This window comes from Luteibacter sp., from assembly GCF_036499525.1.
Taxonomy (GTDB): Bacteria; Pseudomonadota; Gammaproteobacteria; order Xanthomonadales; family Rhodanobacteraceae; genus Luteibacter.
In genome coordinates this window covers 63,389-85,723 of record NZ_DASYDO010000068.1, presented here as the reverse complement: position 1 = coordinate 85,723, position 22,335 = coordinate 63,389, and the positions used below count along the sequence as shown (strand labels likewise).

Below are 22,335 nucleotides of genomic sequence, written 5' to 3'. Positions count from 1 at the left end.
AGGGTATCCATGAGCGCCATCGCCGACACCGATATCACCGACAGCCGTCCGCTCAACCGCAACGACGCCAAGACCCTGGTCCTCTCCGCGCTCGGTGGTGCGCTGGAGTTCTACGACTTCGTCATCTTCGCGTACTTTGCGAAGACACTCGGGCACCTGTTCTTTCCGCCCGGCACGTCGGACTGGGTGGCCCAGCTGCAAGCCTTCAGCATCTTTGCCGTCGGTTACCTCGCGCGGCCGCTCGGCGGTCTGGTCGTGGCGCATTTCGGCGATCGCGTGGGGCGCAAGCGCATGTTCACGCTCAGCGTGTTCCTGATGGCCGTGCCCACCCTGATCATCGGCGTGCTGCCGACGTACGCGAGCATCGGCGTATTCGCACCCGTGTTGCTTACGTTGTTGCGCGTCGTGCAAGGCATCGCCATCGGTGGCGAAGTGCCGGGAGCATGGGTGTTCGTTGCCGAGCACGTCCCGCGCCATCGCGTGGGCCTGGCCTGCGGTAGCCTCAGCGCGGGCCTCACCGTCGGCATTCTCATCGGTTCGCTGCTGGCCGCCGGCCTGAACGCCCACCTGTCGGAAGCGGAGATGCTTGACCATGGCTGGCGCATCGCCTTCCTGCTGGGCGGCGTGTTCGGTTTCTTCGCGGTGTACCTGCGCCGCTGGCTCAGTGAGACCCCGGTGTTCGCACGCATGCGCGAACGCAAGGAACTCACGATGGAGTTGCCGGCCTGGGTGGTGCTGCGCGATCACCTGCCGGCCGTGCTGCTCTCGATGGTCGTCACCTGGGTGCTCACCGCGGCGATCGTTGTCGTGATCCTGATGACACCGACCCTGATGCAGACGGCGTTCCATGTCGAGCCGGCGCGCGCGTTCACCGGAGGCAGCCTCGCCGCGCTGGCGCTTTGCGTCGGCTGCGTACTCGGCGGCCTGCTGGTGGACTGGCAAGGCAAGGCCCGCGCGATGCTGGCCGCTTCCATCGGCCTGGCCATCAGCACCTATGCGTTGTACCTCGACCTCAGGGCGGGCGGCGAGAACCTGTTCGTGCTGTATTCGCTCGCGGGGCTCTTTGCCGGCGTGGCGGGCATCGTGCCTTCCGTCCTCGTCACCGCCTTTCCGCCCGCGATCCGCTTTTCCGGCATCTCGCTGTCTTACAACATCGCGTATGCCATCGGCGGCGCGGCCACACCGGTGGTGGTGGGATACCTGGCGAAGACGGCCGGCGGGCTCGGCCCCGCACACTACGTGGGGGGCGTCGCGCTGGTCGGCATCGGCAGCGCCATCTACATGATGCGTGGGCGAAAGCTGCCGCCCGCGTAACGCGGCGGCTTCACGCTCTTTTCATAGGCGTGACGGGCAGCGGTACGGGTCCCTTCGCGACAGTTGCGCCGGCTCCGCGCGTTGGGCATCCTTTTCCCATCGCGGCGATGCCGCCGCGCACACCGGGTCGTTCCCCTCGACCCACCGTCGTCCTCACACCGTCGCTCCAGACCATGACTGACGTCATCACCCTCGGCTGGCGCGAACGGCTTGCACTTCCGTCGCTCGGCGTTTCCGTCCTCAAGGCGAAGCTCGACACGGGCGCTCGCTCGTCGTCGCTGCACGTCGAATGGCTGGAGGTGGACGAACGCGCGGACGGCACCTGGCTGCGCTTCCAGATCCGCACCACGCGCAAGGGCGGCCTGTCGGCGCCGTGCGAGTCGCGGGCGACAGGGCGACGTTCGGTGACCGATTCGGGCGGGCATACGACGACGCGCTGGTTCATCCAGACCGAGGTCGAACTGGCGGGGCGCCACTTCATCGCGGAAGTGAACCTGACCGACCGGCGGCACATGCTGTTTCCCCTTCTTCTCGGCCGGACCGCCCTCGACGGGCGCTTCGTGGTCGATCCTTCGCTCTCCTACTCGCAGACGCCGCGCCGCGCCGTCCGGGACCCCTCATGAAGATCGCCATCCTGTCGCGCAACGCGCGGCTGTATTCCACCCAGCGGCTGGTGGAAGCCGCGCGCAAGCGCAAGCACACCGTGCGCGTCATCGATCCGCTGCGCTGTTACATGAGCATCGCGCCGCAATCGTTCGCCATCCATTTCAAGGGCAAACCCCTGGGGCCCGTGGACTGCGTCATTCCCCGCATCGGGGCGTCCAGCACCTTCTACGGCACCGCCGTGCTCCGCCAGCTGGAACTGATGGGCGTGTTAACCCCTAACCCCTCCGACGCCGTGCTTCGCGCGCGGGACAAGCTGCGCTGCCTGCAACTGCTCGCGGCCCGCGGAGTGGACATGCCCCTGACCGCCTTTGGCGACAACCCCGACGACACCTCCGACCTCATGGCGATGCTGGGTGACCCGCCCCACGTCATCAAGCTGAACGAGGGTACCCAGGGCGCCGGTGTGGTGCTGGCGGAGAAACGTTCGGCCTCGCAGAGCGTCATCGAGGCCTTCCGCGGCCTCTATGCCAATTTCCTGGTCCAGGAGTTCATCCGCGAGGCCAACGGTCAGGACCTGCGCTGCTTCGTGGTCGGCGACCAGGTGGTGGCATCCATGCAGCGCTCGTCCGCCCCGGGTGAGTTCCGCGCGAACCTGCATCGCGGCGGTACCGCGGCCGCCGTCCAGCTGTCGGAGGACGAGCGCCGGGTGGCCGTGGAGGCCGCCTCGGCCCTCGGCCTGGAGGTGGCCGGCGTCGACTTGCTGCGTTCCTCGCGCGGACCGTTGCTCCTCGAGGTCAATGCCTCCCCGGGGTTGGAGGGCATCGAGGGCAGTACGGGCGTGGATGTCGCCGCCGCCATCGTGGCCCATTGCGAGGCCCGCCTGGCCGCCCGCCCGGCCGTCGCCAAGGCCCGCAAGACGCGGTCTGCGAAGGGGTTAACAGCGATTTAAAGGACGGTCCCCTATAAAGGTCGCACTGTGATTCCGCGATGCGGGGTGACGGTATCGGGGCAGTAGTTCTTTCGGCCCGGGCGGGTTCCCCCCGTCCGGGCCTCTCTTTTAGCGCTGTCCGCTTCACGAATTCCCCGTTAAGCTTGCAGTCGCAATACTCATAAGACTTAAAGCGACCGCACAACGGAGTGCCGCATGCGCGTTCTGGTCATCGAAGACAACACCGACATCGCGACCAACATCGGGGATTACCTCGAGGATCGCGGCCATGTCGTCGATTTCGCCGGCGACGGCGTCACTGGCCTCCATCTGGCCGTGGTGCACGACTTCGACGTGATCGTGCTCGACCTTACCCTTCCGGGCATGGACGGCCTCGACGTGGCGAAGAAGCTCCGCCACGAAGCGCACAAGCAGACGCCGGTGCTGATGCTGACCGCCCGCGACTCGCTGGAGCACAAGCTCACCGGCTTCGAGTCCGGCGCCGACGACTACATGACCAAGCCCTTCGCCTTGCAGGAATTGGCGGCGCGCCTGGAAGTACTGGCACGGCGCGGCAAGGGTCCGCAGAGCCGCGTGCTGAAGGTGGGCGGCCTTACCTATAACCTCGACACCCTCACGGTCACCCGTGAAGGCAAATCGATCCAGCTGAACCCCATCGGCCTGAAGCTCCTTCAGGCGCTGATGGAGGCCAGCCCGTCGGTCGTCACCCGCCAGGACCTGGAACAGCGTGTGTGGGGCGAAGAGCTTCCCGATTCCGACTCGCTGCGCGTGCACATCCACGGGCTGCGCGCGGCTATCGACAAACCGTTCGAGAAGCCACTGATCCACACGCGTCACGGTATCGGATACCGCATGGTCGATCCGGATGCGGTCCAGGCGTAAGCTTCGTTTCCGGCTGATCGTTACCTTCACGTTGTTCGGATTCGGGCTGAGCGCGCTGTTCGCGTACGCTGCGCTCAATATTCGAGAGCGCGTCGAAGAGCAACTGATCAACTCCGCCTTGCAGGACGAAGTCGATTCGCTCAACGCGAAAGTGCGGGCGAATCCGAACGAACGTCCCCAGTTCGAGATAGTGAAGGGCGCCACCTTCAGCGACCGGACCATCTACAAGGCGCCGCTCAACTGGCAGCCGCTCGGTACGGGCGTGCACGATCTCTACGAGACGGACAAGGATGAGAAAAGCCACCACTACAAGGTGGCGGTGCGCCGCGAAGGGGGCATCATCAGCTTCCTGCAGTTCGACGTGTCGCGCGACGAGCTCGGCAAACGCCAGCTCATCACCAGCGTCATCGCCGCCGTTTTCCTGTTCGGCCTGATGTCGCTGGTGATCGGCGTGTGGTTGTCCTCGCGCGTGCTGCGTCCGGTCACGGACCTCGCCCGCCGCCTGCGCGACTTCCGCCGCATGGGCAAGGCGGAGGCACTGGCGCCGCATTTCGCAGACGACGAGGTCGGCGAACTGGCGGTGGCCCTCGACGAATACGCGATGCGCCTCACCTCGGTGGTGGAGCGTGACCGAGAGTTCAATTCCGACGTCAGCCATGAACTGCGCACGCCTCTCGCTGTCATCGCGAGCACCACGGAACTGCTCCAGGGCTCGCCAGACCTCACCGACAAGCTGCGCGAACGGCTGAAGCGTATCGAGCGTGCTTCACGCCAGGCCACGGAACTCATCGAGGCCCTGTTGCTGCTCTCGCGTGCCGAACGGCGCGGTCCGACACGCGGCGAAACCACGGATGTCGCCAAGGTCGCTGCCGATGTCATCGAAAGCCAGCGCCCACAGATGGGAGGCAAGCCGATCGAGATCGAGCTGCTTTCCGATGGCTCGGTGACGGTCAATGCCCCCGCTTCGGTGCTATCCGTTGCCCTGACCAACCTGATCGGCAATGCGATCAAGTACACGATGGAAGGCATGGTCACCGTGCGCGTGCTCGACGGCCGCATCGACGTCATCGACACCGGCCCCGGCATCAAGCCTGAGGATGCCGAAAAGCTTTTCCAGCGCGGCATTCGCGGTGAGAGCGCCACCGGCGGCGGCGCGGGGCTCGGCCTGGCCATCGTGCGCCGCCTGTGCGAGCTCTACGGCTGGGATGTCTCCCTGCGCCCGCGCCCCGAAATGTCCGGCGCGATCTCGACGATCGACTTCCGCTAAGAAGCATGTAGGAGCGCGCCTTGCGCGCGACATCTTTTCGCGAAGCGCAACAGGCCCTGATGCTCTTCGCGAAAAGATGTCGCGCGCAGGCGCGCTCCTACATGGCCTTCTGTCTGGTCGCAGGAAATCACGAACGACTATTCGAGAGTCCTGTCATCTCGTTTGTCATCAGACTTTCATTCGGACGTCCGAACATGCGTCGCTTCCCCGACGCGTACCGGGCTGCCTCTGGAGAGGAGGGCTGCGGCGTGTCAACACAAGGAAGGACACCGCCTCTTGTTCAAACAGACCGTTCTGGCCGTCGCCCTGGGCATGGCCTTCGCCTCCGTCGCGTCCGCGACCGACACTCCTGCCACCACCACCGTCGATACCGATAGCGCCGTAGCCAACCGCGAGAAGGCGCAGGATCTCGATGCCGTTTCCGTCATCGGTACGGGTGAAACGCGGCAGGTGCAGCGCCTGCGTCCTTCGGATCAGAAGGTGCTGCCGCCGGGCACGAGCCTGCAGAAGGTGCTGAACACCTTGCCGGGCGTAAATGCGCAGTCGGTCGACGCATTGGGCAGCAACGAACAGTCCATGACGCTGAGCCTGCGAGGCTTCAGCGGTACGCGACTCGGCTACACGCTGGACGGCATGCCGCTCGGCGACAGCGCCTACAACAACTACAACGGCCTCACGATCAACCGCGCCCTGATCTCCGAGAACTTCGCGGGGGCCGAGCTTTCGGAAGGTATCGGCAACCTCGGTACGCCGTCCACCAGCAACCTGGGCGGCACCATCGCCTATGCGTCGGGCGATCCCGCGAAGACGATGGGCGGTCGCGTCGTGCAGAGCTTCGGCAGCGACCAGAACCGCCGCACCTTCGCTCGCTTCGACACCGGCGAGTACCACGGCTTCTCGATGTATCTGTCGGGCGCGCGCACCACGTCCGACCTGTTCAACAACCAGGACGCGTACAACGGTTCGACCACCAGGCAGTTCAACGGCAAGGCCGTATGGGACTTCGATGGGGGCCGCCTGACCGGCTTCGCCGATACCTCGCGTACCTCGCAGGCGGATGACTTCTACCTCTCCAAGAGCGAACTGGCCCGCGGCCTCGGCTGGGACTGGGGTGGCTACGCGCCGAACTGGCAGCGTGCCGTCGGCAAGGCGTACTGCAACGCAGGCACCTTCAACGCGAATCTCTGCGACAGCAGCGGTGCGGACAAGGACGCGGACGGTGCCTTCACCGCTGGCCAGATCCTGCGCAGCGACGATCTCTACTACCTCGCCGGCGATTTTTTCCCCAGCGACTCGGTGACGATCCACGCGCAGGTGTACCACCACGAGGACGCAGGCGAAGGCCATAACTGGAACAGCGGTACGTACTCCTACCCAGGCACGCCGCAGCAGTTGCCGATCATCTTCCGCAACACGCTGTACACGATCAATCGTTCGGGCGCGATCCTGTCCGCCTCGTGGGACATCGCCAACCAGCACATCGAAGGCGGTGTCTGGTACGAGCACAACATTTCCAGCGCCTCGCGCTATAGCGGCTACGTATCGGGCCCGCGCGACCTCAGCGGTCCGATCGACGACACACCGGATCTCGGCGTCTTCGATCAGCGCACGGTGTGGAATACGCGCCAGGCGTTCCTGCAGGATACGATCCGCTTCCTCGATGACGCCCTCACCGTCGACGTGGGCGTGAAGAGCCCGCACGTCACGTCGCAGGCCACGGCCCTGCCGGGCGATGCCGTGCAGCCGATCAAGCCGACCTCGAACAACCAGTTCGCCAGCGGCAAGCTTAGCGCGAGCAAGGCGCTGTTGCCGCAGTTCGGCGTACGCTACCGCGTCGCCGAGGGTCAGGAAGTGTTTGCCAGCTTCGCGAAGAACATCGCCATGTTCCAGGGCGGCTTCAAGCTCGGCCCGCAGGCGGTCAGCCAGTCCATCTGGGATGCCCAGGGTGATCTCAAGCCCGAGAAGTCGCGCAGCCTCGAAGCCGGCTATCGCATCGAGACCGGACCGGTAGCCGCGTCCCTCGCGGCGTACAACGTGCGCTTCGATAACCGCCTGCTGCAGTACAACCCGTGCGATTCGCGCCAGCCGGTGGGCCCGGCCTGCGGCAACCGTTTCTATAACGTGGGCGGTGTCGACAGCCGCGGCGTCGAACTCACCTTCGTCTGGTCGCCCACCGACCACCTGCGTTGGTACAACTCGGCCTCGTACAACCGCTCCACCTATGCGAGCGACTATGTGCAGGCCGGCGTGGTCCAGGACACCAAGGGCAAGATCCAGACGGATACGCCCACGAAGCTGTTCGCTACGCAGATCGACTGGTCGGAAGGCCCGTGGTTCGCGTCGCTGCGCGGCAAATACACCGGCAAGCGCTTCTACACGTATACCAATGACCAGGGCTTCGGTGGCTTCACGGTGTGGGACCTGTCGGGCGGTTACGACCTCGGTCCCATCTCCGTGGCGAAGGACGTGCGCCTGTCGTTCAACGTGACCAACCTCGGCGACAAGCGCTACGCCAGCAACCTCGATTCGAGCGCCTTCGTGCCGAGCGATCCGTCCGGCACCGCCTACGTGTTCCACGCGTCGGCCCCGCGCCAGTACTTCGCCACGCTCGACGCCCGCTTCTGATGTTGCGCCCTCTCGCCGGCCTCGCGATCGTTTTCCTGCTGGGGAGCGCGGCCGCGCGTAAAGGCGAAGTGCTCGTGCCGGATTTCGCCATCCTGCCCCTGCCGCGCGCGGTCGAGGTGGGTGGCGATACCTACGTGGACAAAGGTCTCGTCGCCGCCGGCTCCCTGCCGGCGGGGACGATCGATTTCCTCGGCGACACGCTGGGCTCGTTCTCGTCCCTGATGATCGAGCCCGGTAGCTGGAAGCGGGAAGGCGATACCTATACCGGCGTGTTGTGGACGTTGCCGGATCGTGGCCGCAATGATCCGGAGCACGGAATCTTCTTCGACTACCGGGCACGGTTGCATCGGTTCCGCTTCCGCTTAACAGCCCCTGCAGGAGCCGCCACGGCGGCGAGCGTCACCCTCACCCCAGACGGCGGCCGCGAACTCCGTGACTTCGATGGCAAACCCTTCACCGGTGCCGAACCCGGTAAGGGCACCCGTACCGAGAAAGGCATCGTCCTGCCGTCGCCAGGGAAAGACACCGGCGCAGGCAAGGTGTCGCTCGATGCCGAATCGCTGCAGTTCACCGGCGACGGCGGTTTCTACATCGGCGACGAGTACGCGGCCAACGTCTATCGCTTCGATGCGAAAGGCGAACTGGCTGGTGTCATCGTGCCTCCGCGCGCAGTGCAGCCGCTGGATGCGAAGGGCAATCCGGACTTCACCTCGCTGCGTCCGCCGGCGAGCGGTCGACGCAACAACCAGGGCGTCGAAGGCATGGCCCTGTCGCCCGACGGCAAGCGGCTGTTCGTGATGCTGCAGAGCGCGCTCGTGCAGGACAGCGCACCGGGCGATGCCTCGGGTCGCACGTTGACTCGCGTCATGATCTACGACGTGAGCCGAACGGCCGTGCCGCCGCACCCGCTGGCGCACTATGTCGTCCGGCTTCCCGCGTACGACGACGGCGGCAAGGGTGGCAAGCCCAACCGCACGGCCGCACAGAGCGAAATCCGCGTCCTCGACGACCATCGCTTCCTCATGCTCGCGCGCGACGGCAGCGGTTACGGCGCGGAAGGCGACAAGCCGATCGTCTTCAAGAACGTGCTGCTTGTCGACACATCGGGTGCGACCAATCTCGCGGGCGCCATGTACGAAACCGCGACGACGCCGCTCACAGGCGAGGGCGGTGACCTGCGCGCGGACATCCATCCTGCGAGCTGGCAACCGCTGGTCAACCTGCTCGATCCGGCCGATCTCGCGCGCTTCGGCCTGACACTCGATCGCGAGGCTACAAGCATGGCGATGCTCTCGGAGAAGTGGGAGGCTATGGACCTCGTGCCCGCGCTCGATCCTGCGTATCCCCATGACTGGTTCCTGCTCGTGGGCAACGACAACGACTTCATCGCGAAGCATTGCGTCATGGACGGCCAGCGCTGCGATTCCGGCATCGATAACGACAACCGCATCCTCGTGTACCGGCTGAGCCTGCCGGACACGCGTTCCACCGACGCCTCCCACCACCACTGAAGGGTTACGCGCATGATGAAACGTACGGTTCTTTCCCTGCTGTCCGCCACGCTGCTGCTGGGTGCGACTGTCAGCCACGCGAATTCACCGGCCTATGTGGACAGCAAGGAATACAAGGCGCTGCTGGATGCCTCGCGTTTCGCGGGCAATCCGTCCAGTGCCGCCGCGACGCTGCTGCACGACGTGTCGGCGCGATTGAGCACGCTAGGCTTCGACAAGTCCATCGACGGCAGCTTCAGCGCAGGCGACCGCGACACGCTGGCGTACTACGACACACCGCACAGCTGCTCGCTGATGAATCGCGGTTACTCCGTGCGCACGCGCGCCGGCGATCATTCGGACATCCAGTTCAAGTTCCGCCATCCGGACGAAGAGCTTTCCTACTGGACAGACGTGTCCGGTGCGGGAAAGAACAAGGACACCAAGCTCGAGACCGACGTGACGCCGGGTAACCTCGTGCTGGCGCACTCCACGGAGCAGGACGCGACCACGACGCCGACCACGGTGTCCGCGCTGATCAAGCAGTTCCCGGGAGCATCGGTGCTTTCCGACATTTCCAGCGCCGGCCTGTTGCCGGTGGCGGGTGTGACGGTGACCCAGCAGGAATACGACGGTCCCGAGTCGGATATCGGCGAATCGGTGGCCGGGTTCACGCTCACCCTGTGGTATGTCAACGGTGCTTCCACACCGGCTCTGGCCGAACTCTCGTTCCGCGTCGAGGCGGACTCGGACAATTACTTCACCACGCCGGTGATGACGCGCTCGCAGCTACTGAACACCGCCATCGGTTCGATCGGCAACGGCTGGAACATCGCCAACGACGGCGGCAAGACGAGTTGGCTCTACGCATACCGTTCGTCCGCCTACCCGAACGGCTTCTGCAACTAGGCGGTTATTGTAGGAGCGCGCCTGCATGTTCGGATTTACAGCGGCTCGAGCCAGCCCCAGCGATCGGCCGTCTTGCCATTGAACAGGCCGAAGTACAGCTCCTGCAGGCGGCGCGTGATCGGGCCACCCTGGCCACTGCCGATCTTCTTGCCGTCCACCGAGCGGATCGGCGTCACTTCCGCCGCCGTGCCGCACATCAGGATCTCGTCCGCGAGATACAGGTACTCGCGTGGCAGATCGCGTTCGACCACGTCGATGCCTTCCTCGCGGGCGAGGGTCATCAACGTGTGGCGGGTAATTCCGGTGAGGATGGAGGCGCTGGCCGGCGGCGTGTGCAGCACGCCGTCGAACACCAGGAACAGGTTCTCGCCGGCACCTTCGCTGAGCAGGCCTGTGGAGGCCAGCGCGATGCCTTCGCCGAAGCCGAGGCGGCGCGCCTCGCGCGCGATCAACTGCCCGGAAAGATAGTTGCCGCCCGCCTTCGCACCCGCCGGGATGGTGTTCGGCGCGAAGCGCTGCCAGCTGGATACGCAGGCATCGATGCCGTTCTCGAGCGCCTCGGGCCCAAGGTATGGCCCCATCGGCCAGCTCGCCACGGCTACGTCGGTCGGGCATTCGGCGGACAGGCCGAAACCGCCCAGGCCACGGAACGCCACGGGGCGCAGGTAAGCTGCCTTGAGGTCGTTTTTCTTCACCACCGCATGGCAAGCCTCGGTCAGCTCATCCACCGTATAGGGGATCTCGATGTCGTAGATCTTGGCGGACAGGTAAAGTCGCTTCAGGTGGTCCGTGAGGCGGAAGATCGCTGCCCCATCGGGCGTTTTGTAGCTGCGAATGCCTTCGAACACCGACGAACCGTAATGCAGCGCATGCGCCATCACGTGGACGGTGCCATCGCGCCACGGCTTGATCTGGCCGTTCTGCCAGATCCATTCGGGGTAGTTCTGCGACATGGGAGCGCTCCGGAGGGGGCCGCGCATGATAACGGGTGGCGCCACCGCTCACATGGCGCAACGCGTCAGTGCGCCGGCGAATGGCCCACCGCGGGCCTTCCCTCCCTCGTGGAAGCCGGCTACGCCGGCGATCCCGCGGCCGCAGCGGGCCAGTCACTTCACCCCGGCGGCCTTAACCATAGGCAACCCGAATCGCGAACGACAGAGAAGTGCGCCCGCCGGGTCTCCCCATCACCCCCAGACACCGAGGTCACGGCATCGATACCGGCACCCTCGCTACCTTCCAGCGATACCAGCGGCCGCCGAACCAGGGACTCCATCGCCCGAAGATTGTCCACGGCCCCGGCGCTGCCGTAACCGTTCCACAGGATCAGTCCGCCCACGCGGTTGGCGCTGCGCGCGGCGAAGGCCTGGGCAAGCCCGTCGCGAAGCTCCAACATGTCCTTTGCGCAAAGCAGTCCCGCCGTCGGTCCCGCGGAGGTGCTGGAAGCCGAAGGTGGCAGAAGCGAGATGGCCCCTACGCTCATGCAGGGCTGGTCACTGAAGACAGGACTTCCATCGCCGCCGACGCAGCGATGGATCACTGTCTGCGCGGCGGCGGGCAGGGCGGCGAACAGCAGGACAAGCAGGAGAATGGAGCGGATCACGGAGCTGACGCTGTGGCGACGGTGGCTCATCATCCACGTCGCCGCCTCTGCGAAGGGTGATGGCGCGCACGTTACCGCGCTGGGAGACGCTCCAGCACCGAGGTGGTCGCCCGGGCCCGGTTGATCGTATAGAAGTGCAGCCCTGGTGCACCACCCTCAAGCAGCCGGCGGCACAGGTCCGCCACCACGTCGGCACCGAGCTCGCGCACGGCGGCCGCGTCATCGCCATGGGCCTGCATCCGCTTGACGATCCAGCGCGGGATCTCCGCACCGCACTGCTCGGAGAACCGGCGAAGCTGGCTGAAATTGGCGATAGGCATGATGCCCGGCACGATCGGCACCTGCACGCCGAGCTTCGCCACGTCGTCCACGAAGCGGAAATAGGCGTCCGGATTGAAGAAGTACTGGGTGATGGCGCCGTTGGCACCCGCGTCCACCTTGGCCTTGAAGTGGCGAAGGTCGGTAAGGGCGTTCTCCGCCTGCGGGTGCGTCTCGGGATAGGCGGCCACCTCGATATGGAAGTAGTCGCCGCTGTGTTCGCGGATGAAGGCGACCAGTTCCGCCGCATAACGGAAATCCCCGGGGGTGGCCATGCCCGAGGGAAGATCGCCGCGCAGCGCGACGATGCGGCGGCAGCCCGTGGTCTTGTACGCATCCAGCAAGGCAGCGATTTCCGCCCGCGTGCCACCCATGCAGGACAGGTGCGGCGCCACCGCGAGCCCGTGTTCCGCACGCAAGCGTCGCACCGTGTCGTCCGTGTAGCTCAATGTCGAGCCGCCGGCGCCGAAGGTGACCGAGACGTACTCCGGGGCATGGGCCTTGAGGCGCCCTACCGCGGTATCGAGCTGCGCGCGCTGCTCGTCGGTCTTGGGCGGGAAGAATTCGAAGCTGATGGCGGGCATGCTGTACTCGTCCGGAAACCTGGCCAGAGTATATATCTTCTCATCCTGATGAAAAGATAGATTTAACCATGACTTCCTCAGCGACTCGAAAACCGGCTAGTCGTCCCGTCTGCTCCGATGGCAGTGACGCTGCGTGGCGGAAAGGTGGTTTCTCCGACGGTGCGCGCTTCTCCGCTGAAGTTCGCGACGAGGCGGGTTCCGTCGGCGAAGGTGGTGCGCTGAACCTGACGGTCCGCCGAAAGCCATTCGAAGCGGGTCAATGCCTGGGTGGCCAGGCGGCGGTGCAACGGCGCGAAAAAGGCATCCTGGCGCAGGATGGCCGGCAACCTGTCGGTGAGCGTGCCTTCGCTCAGGTGGTAGAGGCCGGGGACGTTGTAGAGGAGCTGGGTCAACTCGCGCTCGATGCGAACATCCGTGAACTTGAGGTTGTCGTATAGCCAGTGGTGCGTCGCGATCACGGAGTCGTGGAAAACCGCCTGGTAAAGCGGAAGGCGATAACGCGGATCGACGTGAACGGTGCGATAGATCTCCTTCAAAGGCACGGCCTTGAAGAAGATGGCGGCTTCGTTCGCCGGATACCATGCGCCGACGAAGTAACGGGAGTGCGGGTTTTTGTTTTTCGACTGGCCCATGTCCGGGTCGCTCCAGCCGATCACCGGCGTCAGCATGCCGTGCGCAAAGGCCAGGCCACCCGCCGCGAAGGCATTGCCGCCTTCCGACCCGGTGGGAAGGCGCTGCGCATCCTGCATCCAGCGCATATTGGCTACCGCACCGGCCACGTTCTCGCGACGGGTCATCGTCGCGCCTTCCCGGTAGCTTTCGAACGACATGCCCGTGGCATAGGCGTCGAGGAACCAGCTGTTGTACGGCACGCGCGCACGAATTGCCTCGACGCGCGAGCGCATCGTGGGGTTCATGCAGCGTGGGTCGGTATAGCGCCCCTTGCCGAGGAAGCCTGTCTGCGGTTTTCCTCCGCGCCCGAGGATGCCGCAACGGTCGAAAGCCCGCCTGCCGAGGTGTGCGGTGCTCCAGCTGGGATCGACGTCCGGCGTCAGCGCGGTCTCGTACGAATCGTACGGTGCGATGAGGTAGCCGGCCGCCACCGCGGCCGATACCGCCTCCGGGTGCCATAGTCCCGGTTCCCAGCCCTGGCCGTGGCCGAGCCAGAGGCGGCGCAGGCCTGCGTCGCGCAACCGGTCGATCATGCCTGCCCAGCCGCCCCAGCGCGCTGCGTCGAGGTGCACGGCACCCGTGAACAACTCCGCCACGTGTTGCCGGATCGTTGCATAGGTCGAAGACAGTCTTTCCATGTCCGGCATGTCGCCCATCCACCGGCGCCTCGCGTGGCTGGCCAGGGCTTCGTTGAGCGCATCGAGCAGGAACCGCTTCGCATGCGCGGGTGAATCGTCGGACAGGGGCAGGCGAGACAATGCCTCTTCGCCCATGCCCTTGCGAAGCATCGAAGCGAGCGCCGAATCGCCTTGCAAGGCACGGCTGAATGCCTGCCAGTTGGTGACATCGGCGGTGGACAGAAGGCCGCCCCATAAATAGATGTGCGTCGCCCCGTGCAAGCCTTGCATGTCCGGGACACGTTCGAGTTTGTCCGCCATGGGCTCGAATCGCCCGTTGTCCACCAACCAGCGGCGGTATCGCCTGGCTCCCGCCAGCAGGTCGGATTCATCGCGGTCGAGGTGCAGGATCAGCGTGACGGGATCGTGGACGGTCAGCGGCGTGAAGCGATGACTGAGAGCGACCGTGACGGCGTCTCCGTTCGCGGCAAAGTCCAGGCGATTGTCGAATGAGTCCGGCAGTATCCAGGTAAGCGAATGGCTGCCATGGATATTGCCCCAAAGAGGAAGGCTCAGTTCTTCCACGGTGTCCATCGTCGGCTGGTGATTCGTCAGGAACCGCTGCCACGTCGCCTGCCCCCTTGGCACGTAATGGCCCTCGGCGAATGGCAGGATGAGTCCCTGGCCCATGGCCTCGGCCGGCTGCCTGACGATCATCAGCTCGCCTTCCGATGTCGCCCGGATGGTGAGAATCAGATCGTCGCCGTCGATGTTCGCAGAAAATTCGTAGGCGCCTTCGTCCCAGGTCCACTCCGCTCGCGTGGCCATCGTCGTCGCCGCCGCGGCATGGGCGCTGCCGCCCGTCGAAACAGTCATGCGGGTTTTGCCATCGACCATGGCGGTCAGGGCGAGCGTGGACGGGTCGATCGATGCCTGCCATCGATCGTTGCGCAGCACGATGTCCGTGCCGGACGCAGACATGGCGAACAGGGCATGCAGCCCGAAAAAAATGGCGTTCCTGACCATGGACCTTCCTTCTTGCGTACGGAAAAAAAGAAGGCGCCCTGGGGCGCCTTCTGTCAATACCGCACGATGAACGTTTGCTCAGTAACGGTAGTGGTCAGCCTTGTACGGCCCTTCCACCGGCACGCCGATGTAGTCGGCCTGGTCCTTCGTCAGCACGGTCAGCTTCACGCCGATCTGCTCAAGGTGCAGGCGGGCGACTTCCTCGTCCAGCTTCTTCGGCAGGCGGTACACCGTCTTCTCGTAGGTGTCCTTGTTCTTCCACAGGTCGATCTGTGCAAGCGTCTGGTTCGAGAAGCTGTTGGACATGACGAAGCTCGGATGGCCATGGGCGCAGCCGAGGTTCACCAGGCGGCCTTCCGCCAGCATGTAGATGCTGCGGCCTGTCGCGCCGAAGGTGTAGCGGTCGACCTGTGGCTTGATGGTCTCGCGGGTGACTTCCTTCGCCGCGTTCAGGCGATCCATCTGGATCTCGTTGTCGAAGTGGCCGATGTTGCAGACCAGGGCGTTGTTCTTCATCTTCGCCATGTGTTCCAGCGTGATGATGTCCTTGTTGCCCGTGGTGGTGACGTAGATGTCGCCGAGGCCCAGCGTGTCTTCGATGGTGGTGACCTGGAAGCCTTCCATCGCGGCCTGCAGGGCGTTGATCGGATCGATCTCGGTGACGATGACGCGCGCGCCGAAGCCCTTGAGCGAATGCGCACAGCCCTTGCCCACGTCGCCGTAGCCGCAGACGACCGCGACCTTGCCGGCGACCATCAGGTCGGTGGCGCGCTTGATGCCGTCGGCCAGCGATTCGCGGCAGCCGTAGAGGTTGTCGAACTTGCTCTTGGTCACCGAGTCGTTGACGTTGATCGCCGGAACGAGCAGCTTGCCGGCTTCCGCGAGCTGGTAAAGACGATGCACGCCGGTGGTGGTCTCTTCGGAAACACCGCGCCATTCGGCGGCGATCTTCTTGAACCAGCCCGGACGGGCGGCGGCCGTCTTCTTCACGAGATTCTTGATGACCTGTTCTTCGTGGTTGCCGCTGGGGGTGTTGACCCAGTCGCTTCCGTCTTCGAGCTCGACGCCCTTGTGGATGAAGAGGGTGGCATCGCCACCGTCGTCGACGATGAGCTGCGGGCCCAGTTCGCCGGGATGGGTCAGCATGTCGAGCGTGCAGTCCCAATACTCTTCAAGCGATTCGCCCTTCCAGGCGAACACCGGGAGACCACCGGCGGCCAGTGCCGCGGCCACGTCGTCCTGGGTGGAGAAGATGTTGCAGGAAGCCCAGCGCACCGAGGCGCCCAGTTCGCGCAGGGTCTCGGCAAGCACCGCGGTTTCCTTGGTGACGTGCAGCGAGCCCGAGAGGCGCACACCCTTGAGCGGCTTTTCGACGGCGTAGCTGGCGCGGATCTGCATCAGGCCGGGCATTTCCTCTTCCGCCATGCGGATGCGGCGGCGCCCGAGGTCGGCTTGCGAAATATCGCGGACCTTGAAGTCCTGGAACGAGGTGTCTTTGGTAACGGCGTTCATCTGGCGTATCTCCGGAGATTCACGGGGGCGCCGTTCGGTGGGACGCCGCGCCGAGCCTGGCCTATGGGTGATCCCATGGTCGCAGCGCCCCTCGGCGGGCAAAACGGTCCGTAGATTGTATCGCGGAATCCGGATGCAGGGATGAACACTCAATTTCGGTACTCTCAGGGCTCCGATGCCGAATTGAGAGTCCGATGGAAGCCGCACGCGACCCCGAATTCCTGCCCCACGACGGCCCCCTGCGCGAGGACGTACGCCGTCTTGGCGCCCTGGTCGGCCAGATGCTCGCGGAGCAGGGCGGACAGGCTTTCTTCGAACGGGTGGAACATGTACGTACCGGAGCCATCCACCGGCGCCGCAGCGGCGCGTCTGTCGACGCGCTGGCCGACTCCCTGACGGGCCTGGACGCTGCCGACGCCGAGGCCCTGGCCCGTGCCTTCGCCACCTACTTCCAGGCGGTGAATACGGCGGAGCGCGTGCACCGTATCCGCCGTCGCCGCGACTACCAGCGCGAGGGCGGCGCGCCGCAACCCGAATCGCTGGCAGCCGTGCTGGCGCTGCTGAAGAACGAAGGAGTGGACCGCGACGAGCTGACCCTTTTGCTCGGGCACCTCGACGTGGAGCCCGTCTTCACCGCGCATCCGACCGAGGCCGTGCGCCGCTCGCTGCTGGAGAAGGAACAGGAGATCGTTCGCGCGCTGGTCGACGAGTTCGATCCGAGTCGCACGCCCCAGGAACGCCGCGACGACGATGCGCGCATCCTCATGGCGCTGTCGGCTGGCTGGCAGACCGCCGAGGCGTCGCCGGTGCGGCCGAGCGTGCAGGACGAGTTCGAGCACGTGGGTTTCTATATCGCCCAGCCGCTGTATCGCGTGCTGCCCGCACTGTACGAATCGCTGCAGCAGGCGCTCGCCGATACGTATGGCGATGGCATCGCCATACCGCGCCTCCTGCGTTTCGCCACCTGGGTGGGCGGCGACATGGATGGGAATCCGAACGTCAATGCCGAGACCGTCGCGGCGACGCTCTCGGCGCAGCGCTCGCTTGTGCTGGAGCGCTATCTGGAAGACGTCGCCGTGCTGGGCCGCCTGCTCAGCCAGACGGACGATCGCGTCACGCTGGACGACGGGTTGAGGGAACGCATCGACGCCTATCGGGAGAGGTTCGCCGAGGCTGCGGCGCGCATCCGGCCCCGTCACGCGGACATGCCTTACCGCGCTTTTCTCACCTTCGTCGCCGCGCGTCTCGAAGCGACCCTGCGCGATAACGACGGCCGGTACGCCTCCGCGGACGAGTTCATCGACGACATCGCGCTGGTGGAGAACAGCCTTCTCGCGCATGGCGGGAAGCACGCCGGTGCCTATGCCGTGGGCCGTCTGCTCTGGCGCGCGCGCACGTTCGGTTTCCACCTGGCGCGGCTAGACGTTCGTCAGGACGCCCGTCTGCACGACGAAGCGCTTGCCGCCTTGCTCGGCGACAGCGAATGGGCCAACCGCGACGCCGCAGCGCGCGCCGGCAGCCTGCGCCCCTATGCGTCGGGCGAGCGCCGCTTCGACACCGGCGTGGACGACGAAAACGCGACGATGCTGCGCGATGTTTTCGCCACGCTGGCCGATTCGCGGAAGCGCTACGGTCCCGAGGCCACGGGCCTGTACATCATCAGCATGGCCGAAACGGCCGCGGACGTGCTCGCTGTCCTGGCGCTCGCGCGCCATGGTGGTTTGTTGCATGAAGGTGGCGTACCGCTGGATGTCGCCCCGTTGTTCGAGACCATCGACGATCTCGCCGGTGGCGCGGAAACCTTGCGCACGCTGCTCGACGATCCGGTGTACCGCGCGCACCTGAAGGCCCGTGGCGATCGCCAGTGGGTGATGCTCGGTTATTCCGACAGCGGCAAGGATGGCGGCACCGTCGCCTCGAAGTGGAGCCTGCAACGGGCACAGGTGGATTTGCTGGAGGTGGCGGCAAAGGCAGGCATCCGCGTGGCGTTCTTCCATGGTCGCGGCGGTTCCGCGAGCCGCGGCGGCTCTCGCATCACGCCGGCCCTGATGGCGTCGCCCCGTGGTTCGGTAGGCGGCGTGTTGCGCGTGACCGAGCAGGGCGAGGTCATCCACCGGAAATACGGTATCCGCGCGCTGGCGGTGCGCAACCTCGAACAAACGCTGGGTGCGGTGATGCGTGCCTCGCTGAGGCCCCGCGACAGCGAAGCCCGCGAGCCGGCCTGGAAAGACACCATGGCGCGCCTGTCGGACGAGAGTCGCAAGGCTTACCGTGCCTTTGTCGACACCGAAGGTTTCGTGGACTATTTCCGCGGCGCCACGCCGATCGACGTCATCGAGCGCATGACGCTCGGCTCGCGCCCCGCGCGCCGGCGCAGCATGAAAGGCGTGGAAGACCTGCGCGCCATCCCGTGGGTGTTCTCGTGGACGCAATGCCGTGCCGTGCTCACGGGATGGTACGGGCTTGGCTCGGCACTCGATGCCGTCGCAAAGGATGGTGGCGAGCAACCCCTCGTCCAGATGGCTCGGGACTGGCCGTTCTTCTCCACGATGCTCGACGACGTGGAGATGGTCCTTGCCAAGGCCGACATCGACATCGCGGAGGCCTTCTCGAAACTGGCGGGGCCGCTACACGATCGATTCTTTCCGATGTTGCGCGACGAGTTCGGGCGGACCGTTCGCTGGGTCTTGAAACTCAAGGGTGAGAGTGAATTGCTGGCGGGCGATCCACGGCTGGCGACCTCGATCCGCCTGCGTAATCCGTATGTGGACCCGATGAGCCTGCTGCAGGTGGACCTGCTGCGCCGCTGGCGCGCGACAGGCGGCAAGGACGACGCGTTGCTCAATGCGCTGGTGGCTTGCGTGAACGGCGTTTCTCAAGGATTGCAGAACACGGGCTAGGCCAAGCACCTGTAGGAGCGCGCCTTGCGCGCGACAGCCTTTCGCAAAGAGCAACAGGCCCTGCGGCTCCCCGCTCCAAAATATGTCGCGCGCAGGGCGCGCTCCTACGGATCAGCCTTCCAGTTCTTCCCACCGCGCAAACGCAACGTCCAGCTCCGCCTGCACTTTCGCCAGATCTTCATTGCTGCGCGCGATGGCGGCGGCATCCTGCTGGAAATACTTCGGATCGTTCATTGCCGCCGTGCGGCGCGCGATCTCGGCCTCGAGTTCTTCCAGCTTCGCGGGCAACAACTCGAGTTCACGCTGTTCCTTGAACGATAGCTTCTTCTTCGGAGCAGCCGGGGTCGCTGCCGCCGGAGCGGGCGCGAGCGCGGCTTTCGCCGCCCCCTTCGCGGCCTGCGCCACGGGGCGCTGGCGCAGCCAGTCGCTATAACCGCCGATGTACTCGCCGACGATGCCGTCGCCTTCCAGCACCAGCGTACTGGTGACGACGTTGTCGATGAAATCGCGATCGTGCGAGACCAGCAGCAGGGTGCCGGTGTATTCGTTGAGCAGCTCCTCGAGCAACTCGAGCGTCTCGACGTCGAGATCGTTCGTCGGTTCGTCCATTACCAGCAGGTTGGACGGTTGGGCGAACAGCTTCGCCAGCAGGAGGCGATTGCGCTCGCCACCCGAAAGACGCGTGATCGGCGCGCGGGCACGCTCGGGGGAAAACAGGAAATCCTGCAGGTACCCGATGATGTGCTTGCGCTGGCCGTTGAGCTCGATGTATTCGCGGCCTTGGGCCACGTTGTCCAGCGCGTTCATGCGGTCGTCGAGGATCGAGCGGTGCTGGTCGAAGTAGGCCACTTCCAGGCCGGTACCCAGCGTGACTTCGCCTTCCTGCGGCTTCAGCTCGTTCAGCAGGATCTTCAGCAGCGTGGATTTGCCCGCGCCGTTGGGCCCCATGATGCCCACGCGGTCGCCGCGCATGATCGTCGTGGACAGATCGTGCAGCAGCGTACGCCCGCCATAGGCCTGGGTGACGTGCTTCGCCTCGATCACCTTGCGGCCCGACGCCTGGGCCGTGGCAAGCGTGATGCGCGCATTGCCGGACTGCTCGCGGCGATCGGCGCGATCGCGGCGCATGGCCTTCAGGGCGCGAACGCGGCCTTCGTTACGCGTGCGCCGGGCCTTGATGCCCTGGCGGATCCACACTTCTTCCTGGGCCAGCTTGCGATCGAAATGCGCATTCGCCTGGGCCTCGGCGTGCAGGCGTTCCTCACGGCGGCGCAGATAGTTGTCGTAATCGCCCGGCCAGCTGGTGACCGAGCCGCGGTCGATCTCGACAATGCGTGTCGCCAGCGAACGCAGGAAGCTGCGGTCATGGGTGATGAAGACGATGCTGCCGGCGAAGCCCTTGAGGAAGCCTTCCAGCCAGGCGATCGCCTCGATGTCGAGATGATTGGTCGGCTCGTCGAGCAGGAGCAGGTTCGGATCGCGTACCAGCGCCTGGCCCAGTAGCACGCGGCGTTTCATGCCGCCGGACAGCTCGGAGAAATCGGTATGGGCCGGCAGTTCCAGGCGTTCGATCACCTGCTGCACGCGCGAGTCCAGGTCCCAGGCGTTGTGTGCCTCGATCTGCGCCTGCACGTCGCCCAGGCCGTCCATGTCGCCCTCGTCGAGAAGGTGGTGGTAGCGCGCGAGGAGGTGGCCGAGTTCGCCCAGGCCGTCGGCGACCACGTCGAAGACGCTGCCTTCCGTGTCCTGCGGCACTTCCTGGGTCAGCCTCGCGATGCGCGTTCCGCCCTGCAAGCGGATCTCGCCGTCGTCGGGATGCAGTTCGCCCGCGATGAGCTTCAGCAGGGTGGATTTGCCCGCGCCGTTGCGCCCGACGATGCATACGCGCTCGCCGGTATCGAGGGAGAGATCGACCTGTTCGAGCAGGAGCGGGCCGCCGACGCTGTAGTCGACGTTGAGGAGTTGGATGAGGGACATCCAGCTATTGTACCCGGGGTCCTACGCCGTATCGATGCGGTAGCGCGTGTGCTGCCGCCAGACGGCGCCCGGCCGCAGGATCGCGGCTTCCGCCTCCGGCCCGTTCACCTGGTCCGGAAAGGCCTGGGTCTCCAGTGCGAAGCCTGCAAACGGGCCGTAAACGTCCGCGTGCCGTCCCGGCTGCCCCGTCAGCTTCTGGCCGCTATAGAACTGCAGCCCAGGCCGATCCGTCTCTACGGTGAGCCGGCGCCCGCTGGAGGGCTCGAAAACCGCGGCCACGGTGCGTGGCGCCACTCCCGGCGTGCCAAGCGGGACATAACAATGATCGAACCCGCCGACCAGCCGAAGCTGGGGGTCCGGCCAGTGCAGGCGCGAGCCGATCGGCGCCGCCTCGCGGAAATCGAACGCGGTACCCGCAACGCCCTGGCGCCCGACGGGAATAGCCGCCGCATCCACGGCGAGGAACTCGTCGGCCTCAATGCGAACCAGGTGGTCGCGGATGTCCGGGCGCCGGTCGTTGAGGTTGAAGTAGGGGTGGACGGTGAGGCTGAGGGGCGTGGGCGCGTCGGCGGTCGCGGCATAGAGAAGGTCCAGCGTGCCGTCGTCCTCGAGCCGCAGGCGCAGCTCCACCCGTACCTCGCCCGGATACCCGCCCTCGCCTTCGGCCGAGACGAGTCGCAGGATAAGTCCCTCGCCTTCTGCCTCCACGTCCCAGCGCTGCCGGTGGAAGCCGTCGTTACCGCCGTGCAGGTGGTTGCCGCCATCATTGCGGTCCACCTTGTAATCGATGCCGTCGAGCCGGAACCGGCCGCCACGGATGCGGTTGGCCCAGCGGCCCACGACGCCGCCCATGTAGGCGTTGGAATCCAGGTACTGCTGCGCATCGGCGTGCCCGAGCAACACGTCGCCCACACGGCCCTGGCGATCCGGGGCCTGCCATGACAACAAGGTGGCGCCGAGGTCGCTGATTTCCACCTGCGCGCCGCCGGCGTTGCGCAGCGTCCAGCGGTGCAGCGGTCGGCCGTCGGGGAGTTGGCCCCATGCGGTGGCGGTAGATACGGGCATGGCACGTTCCGGACGGGCAGCG

Annotated in this window: 16 protein-coding genes and 1 riboswitch; of the genes, 9 read left to right on the top strand and 7 right to left on the bottom strand. The window is 65.6% G+C overall.

Translation table 11 applies throughout. The features are described from left to right. Window positions 1–9 precede the first annotated feature (9 nt). From VGM71_RS13850 to VGM71_RS13815, 8 genes are all read left to right on the top strand, one after another. A complete protein-coding gene (locus VGM71_RS13850) occupies window positions 10–1,314 on the top strand; it encodes an MFS transporter (RefSeq protein ID WP_331546123.1) in 1,305 nt (434 codons plus the stop codon). A 173-nt stretch (window positions 1,315–1,487) separates the two neighbouring features. Continuing rightward, the gene (locus tag VGM71_RS13845; protein WP_331546121.1) at window positions 1,488–1,937 is read left to right on the top strand and encodes an ATP-dependent zinc protease; all 450 of its coding nucleotides are present in this window, start codon (window positions 1,488–1,490) and stop codon (window positions 1,935–1,937) included. Continuing rightward, window positions 1,934–2,869, top strand: a complete 936-nt coding sequence (rimK, locus tag VGM71_RS13840) for a 30S ribosomal protein S6--L-glutamate ligase (RefSeq protein WP_331546119.1) — start codon at window positions 1,934–1,936, stop codon at window positions 2,867–2,869. The genes VGM71_RS13845 and rimK overlap by 4 nt, the downstream gene beginning before the upstream one ends. Before the next feature lie 195 nt (window positions 2,870–3,064). Continuing rightward, entirely contained in the window at window positions 3,065–3,751 is a 687-nt protein-coding gene (locus tag VGM71_RS13835) for a response regulator transcription factor (protein WP_166699672.1), read from the top strand. Beyond that, entirely contained in the window at window positions 3,735–5,018 is a 1,284-nt protein-coding gene (locus VGM71_RS13830) for a HAMP domain-containing sensor histidine kinase (protein WP_331546104.1), read from the top strand. Before VGM71_RS13835 ends, VGM71_RS13830 begins: the two co-directional genes overlap by 17 nt. A 312-nt stretch (window positions 5,019–5,330) precedes the next feature. Continuing rightward, window positions 5,331–7,643: a TonB-dependent receptor gene (locus VGM71_RS13825; protein ID WP_331546193.1), complete on the top strand. Its 2,313-nt coding sequence runs from the start codon at window positions 5,331–5,333 to the stop codon at window positions 7,641–7,643. Beyond that, window positions 7,643–9,154: an esterase-like activity of phytase family protein gene (locus VGM71_RS13820; protein WP_331546102.1), complete on the top strand. Its 1,512-nt coding sequence runs from the start codon at window positions 7,643–7,645 to the stop codon at window positions 9,152–9,154. The genes VGM71_RS13825 and VGM71_RS13820 overlap by 1 nt, the downstream gene beginning before the upstream one ends. Before the next feature lie 12 nt (window positions 9,155–9,166). Beyond that, window positions 9,167–10,042: a hypothetical protein gene (locus VGM71_RS13815; RefSeq protein WP_331546100.1), complete on the top strand. Its 876-nt coding sequence runs from the start codon at window positions 9,167–9,169 to the stop codon at window positions 10,040–10,042. A gap of 35 nt (window positions 10,043–10,077) precedes the next feature. Here the strand turns inward: VGM71_RS13815 and VGM71_RS13810 are convergent, their stop codons facing one another. From VGM71_RS13810 to ahcY, 5 genes are all read right to left on the bottom strand, one after another. Beyond that, window positions 10,078–10,995, bottom strand: a complete 918-nt coding sequence (locus VGM71_RS13810; RefSeq protein ID WP_331546098.1) for a branched-chain amino acid transaminase — start codon at window positions 10,993–10,995, stop codon at window positions 10,078–10,080. Between the two features lie 158 nt (window positions 10,996–11,153). Next, the gene (locus VGM71_RS13805) at window positions 11,154–11,642 is read right to left on the bottom strand and encodes a DUF4124 domain-containing protein (RefSeq protein WP_331546096.1); all 489 of its coding nucleotides are present in this window, start codon (window positions 11,640–11,642) and stop codon (window positions 11,154–11,156) included. Window positions 11,643–11,713: 71 nt separating this feature from the next. Continuing rightward, a complete protein-coding gene (metF, locus tag VGM71_RS13800; protein WP_331546094.1) occupies window positions 11,714–12,544 on the bottom strand; it encodes a methylenetetrahydrofolate reductase [NAD(P)H] in 831 nt (276 codons plus the stop codon). A gap of 77 nt (window positions 12,545–12,621) precedes the next feature. Further along, window positions 12,622–14,859 carry a glycoside hydrolase gene (locus tag VGM71_RS13795; protein ID WP_331546092.1) on the bottom strand — a complete coding sequence of 746 codons (2,238 nt, stop codon included), beginning with the start codon at window positions 14,857–14,859 and terminating at the stop codon, window positions 12,622–12,624. Between the two features lie 78 nt (window positions 14,860–14,937). Continuing rightward, the gene (ahcY, locus tag VGM71_RS13790) at window positions 14,938–16,371 is read right to left on the bottom strand and encodes an adenosylhomocysteinase (protein ID WP_331546090.1); all 1,434 of its coding nucleotides are present in this window, start codon (window positions 16,369–16,371) and stop codon (window positions 14,938–14,940) included. An 18-nt stretch (window positions 16,372–16,389) separates the two neighbouring features. Then, window positions 16,390–16,470, bottom strand: a riboswitch (S-adenosyl-L-homocysteine riboswitch). A 95-nt stretch (window positions 16,471–16,565) separates the two neighbouring features. On the opposite strand from ahcY, the gene ppc reads away from it, so the two are divergent. Then, the gene (gene ppc / locus VGM71_RS13785; protein ID WP_331546088.1) at window positions 16,566–19,271 is read left to right on the top strand and encodes a phosphoenolpyruvate carboxylase; all 2,706 of its coding nucleotides are present in this window, start codon (window positions 16,566–16,568) and stop codon (window positions 19,269–19,271) included. A 111-nt stretch (window positions 19,272–19,382) separates the two neighbouring features. Here the strand turns inward: ppc and VGM71_RS13780 are convergent, their stop codons facing one another. Next, window positions 19,383–21,248, bottom strand: coding sequence for an ATP-binding cassette domain-containing protein (locus tag VGM71_RS13780; protein WP_331546086.1), 1,866 nt, complete (start codon window positions 21,246–21,248; stop codon window positions 19,383–19,385). 21 nt (window positions 21,249–21,269) lie between these two features. Continuing rightward, window positions 21,270–22,313 carry an aldose epimerase family protein gene (locus VGM71_RS13775; RefSeq protein WP_331546084.1) on the bottom strand — a complete coding sequence of 348 codons (1,044 nt, stop codon included), beginning with the start codon at window positions 22,311–22,313 and terminating at the stop codon, window positions 21,270–21,272. Between the last annotated feature and the right edge of the window lie 22 nt (window positions 22,314–22,335).

Coding starts and splice junctions, on each gene's coding strand:
- VGM71_RS13850 (WP_331546123.1), top strand. CDS start 10: ATGAGCGCCATCGCCGACACCGATATCACCGACAGCCGTCCGCTCAAC.
- VGM71_RS13845 (WP_331546121.1), top strand. CDS start 1,488: ATGACTGACGTCATCACCCTCGGCTGGCGCGAACGGCTTGCACTTCCG.
- rimK (WP_331546119.1), top strand. CDS start 1,934: ATGAAGATCGCCATCCTGTCGCGCAACGCGCGGCTGTATTCCACCCAG.
- VGM71_RS13835 (WP_166699672.1), top strand. CDS start 3,065: ATGCGCGTTCTGGTCATCGAAGACAACACCGACATCGCGACCAACATC.
- VGM71_RS13830 (WP_331546104.1), top strand. CDS start 3,735: ATGCGGTCCAGGCGTAAGCTTCGTTTCCGGCTGATCGTTACCTTCACG.
- VGM71_RS13825 (WP_331546193.1), top strand. CDS start 5,331: ATGGCCTTCGCCTCCGTCGCGTCCGCGACCGACACTCCTGCCACCACC.
- VGM71_RS13820 (WP_331546102.1), top strand. CDS start 7,643: ATGTTGCGCCCTCTCGCCGGCCTCGCGATCGTTTTCCTGCTGGGGAGC.
- VGM71_RS13815 (WP_331546100.1), top strand. CDS start 9,167: ATGATGAAACGTACGGTTCTTTCCCTGCTGTCCGCCACGCTGCTGCTG.
- VGM71_RS13810 (WP_331546098.1), bottom strand. CDS start 10,995: ATGTCGCAGAACTACCCCGAATGGATCTGGCAGAACGGCCAGATCAAG.
- metF (WP_331546094.1), bottom strand. CDS start 12,544: ATGCCCGCCATCAGCTTCGAATTCTTCCCGCCCAAGACCGACGAGCAG.
- VGM71_RS13795 (WP_331546092.1), bottom strand. CDS start 14,859: ATGGTCAGGAACGCCATTTTTTTCGGGCTGCATGCCCTGTTCGCCATG.
- ahcY (WP_331546090.1), bottom strand. CDS start 16,371: ATGAACGCCGTTACCAAAGACACCTCGTTCCAGGACTTCAAGGTCCGC.
- ppc (WP_331546088.1), top strand. CDS start 16,566: ATGGAAGCCGCACGCGACCCCGAATTCCTGCCCCACGACGGCCCCCTG.
- VGM71_RS13780 (WP_331546086.1), bottom strand. CDS start 21,248: ATGTCCCTCATCCAACTCCTCAACGTCGACTACAGCGTCGGCGGCCCG.
- VGM71_RS13775 (WP_331546084.1), bottom strand. CDS start 22,313: ATGCCCGTATCTACCGCCACCGCATGGGGCCAACTCCCCGACGGCCGA.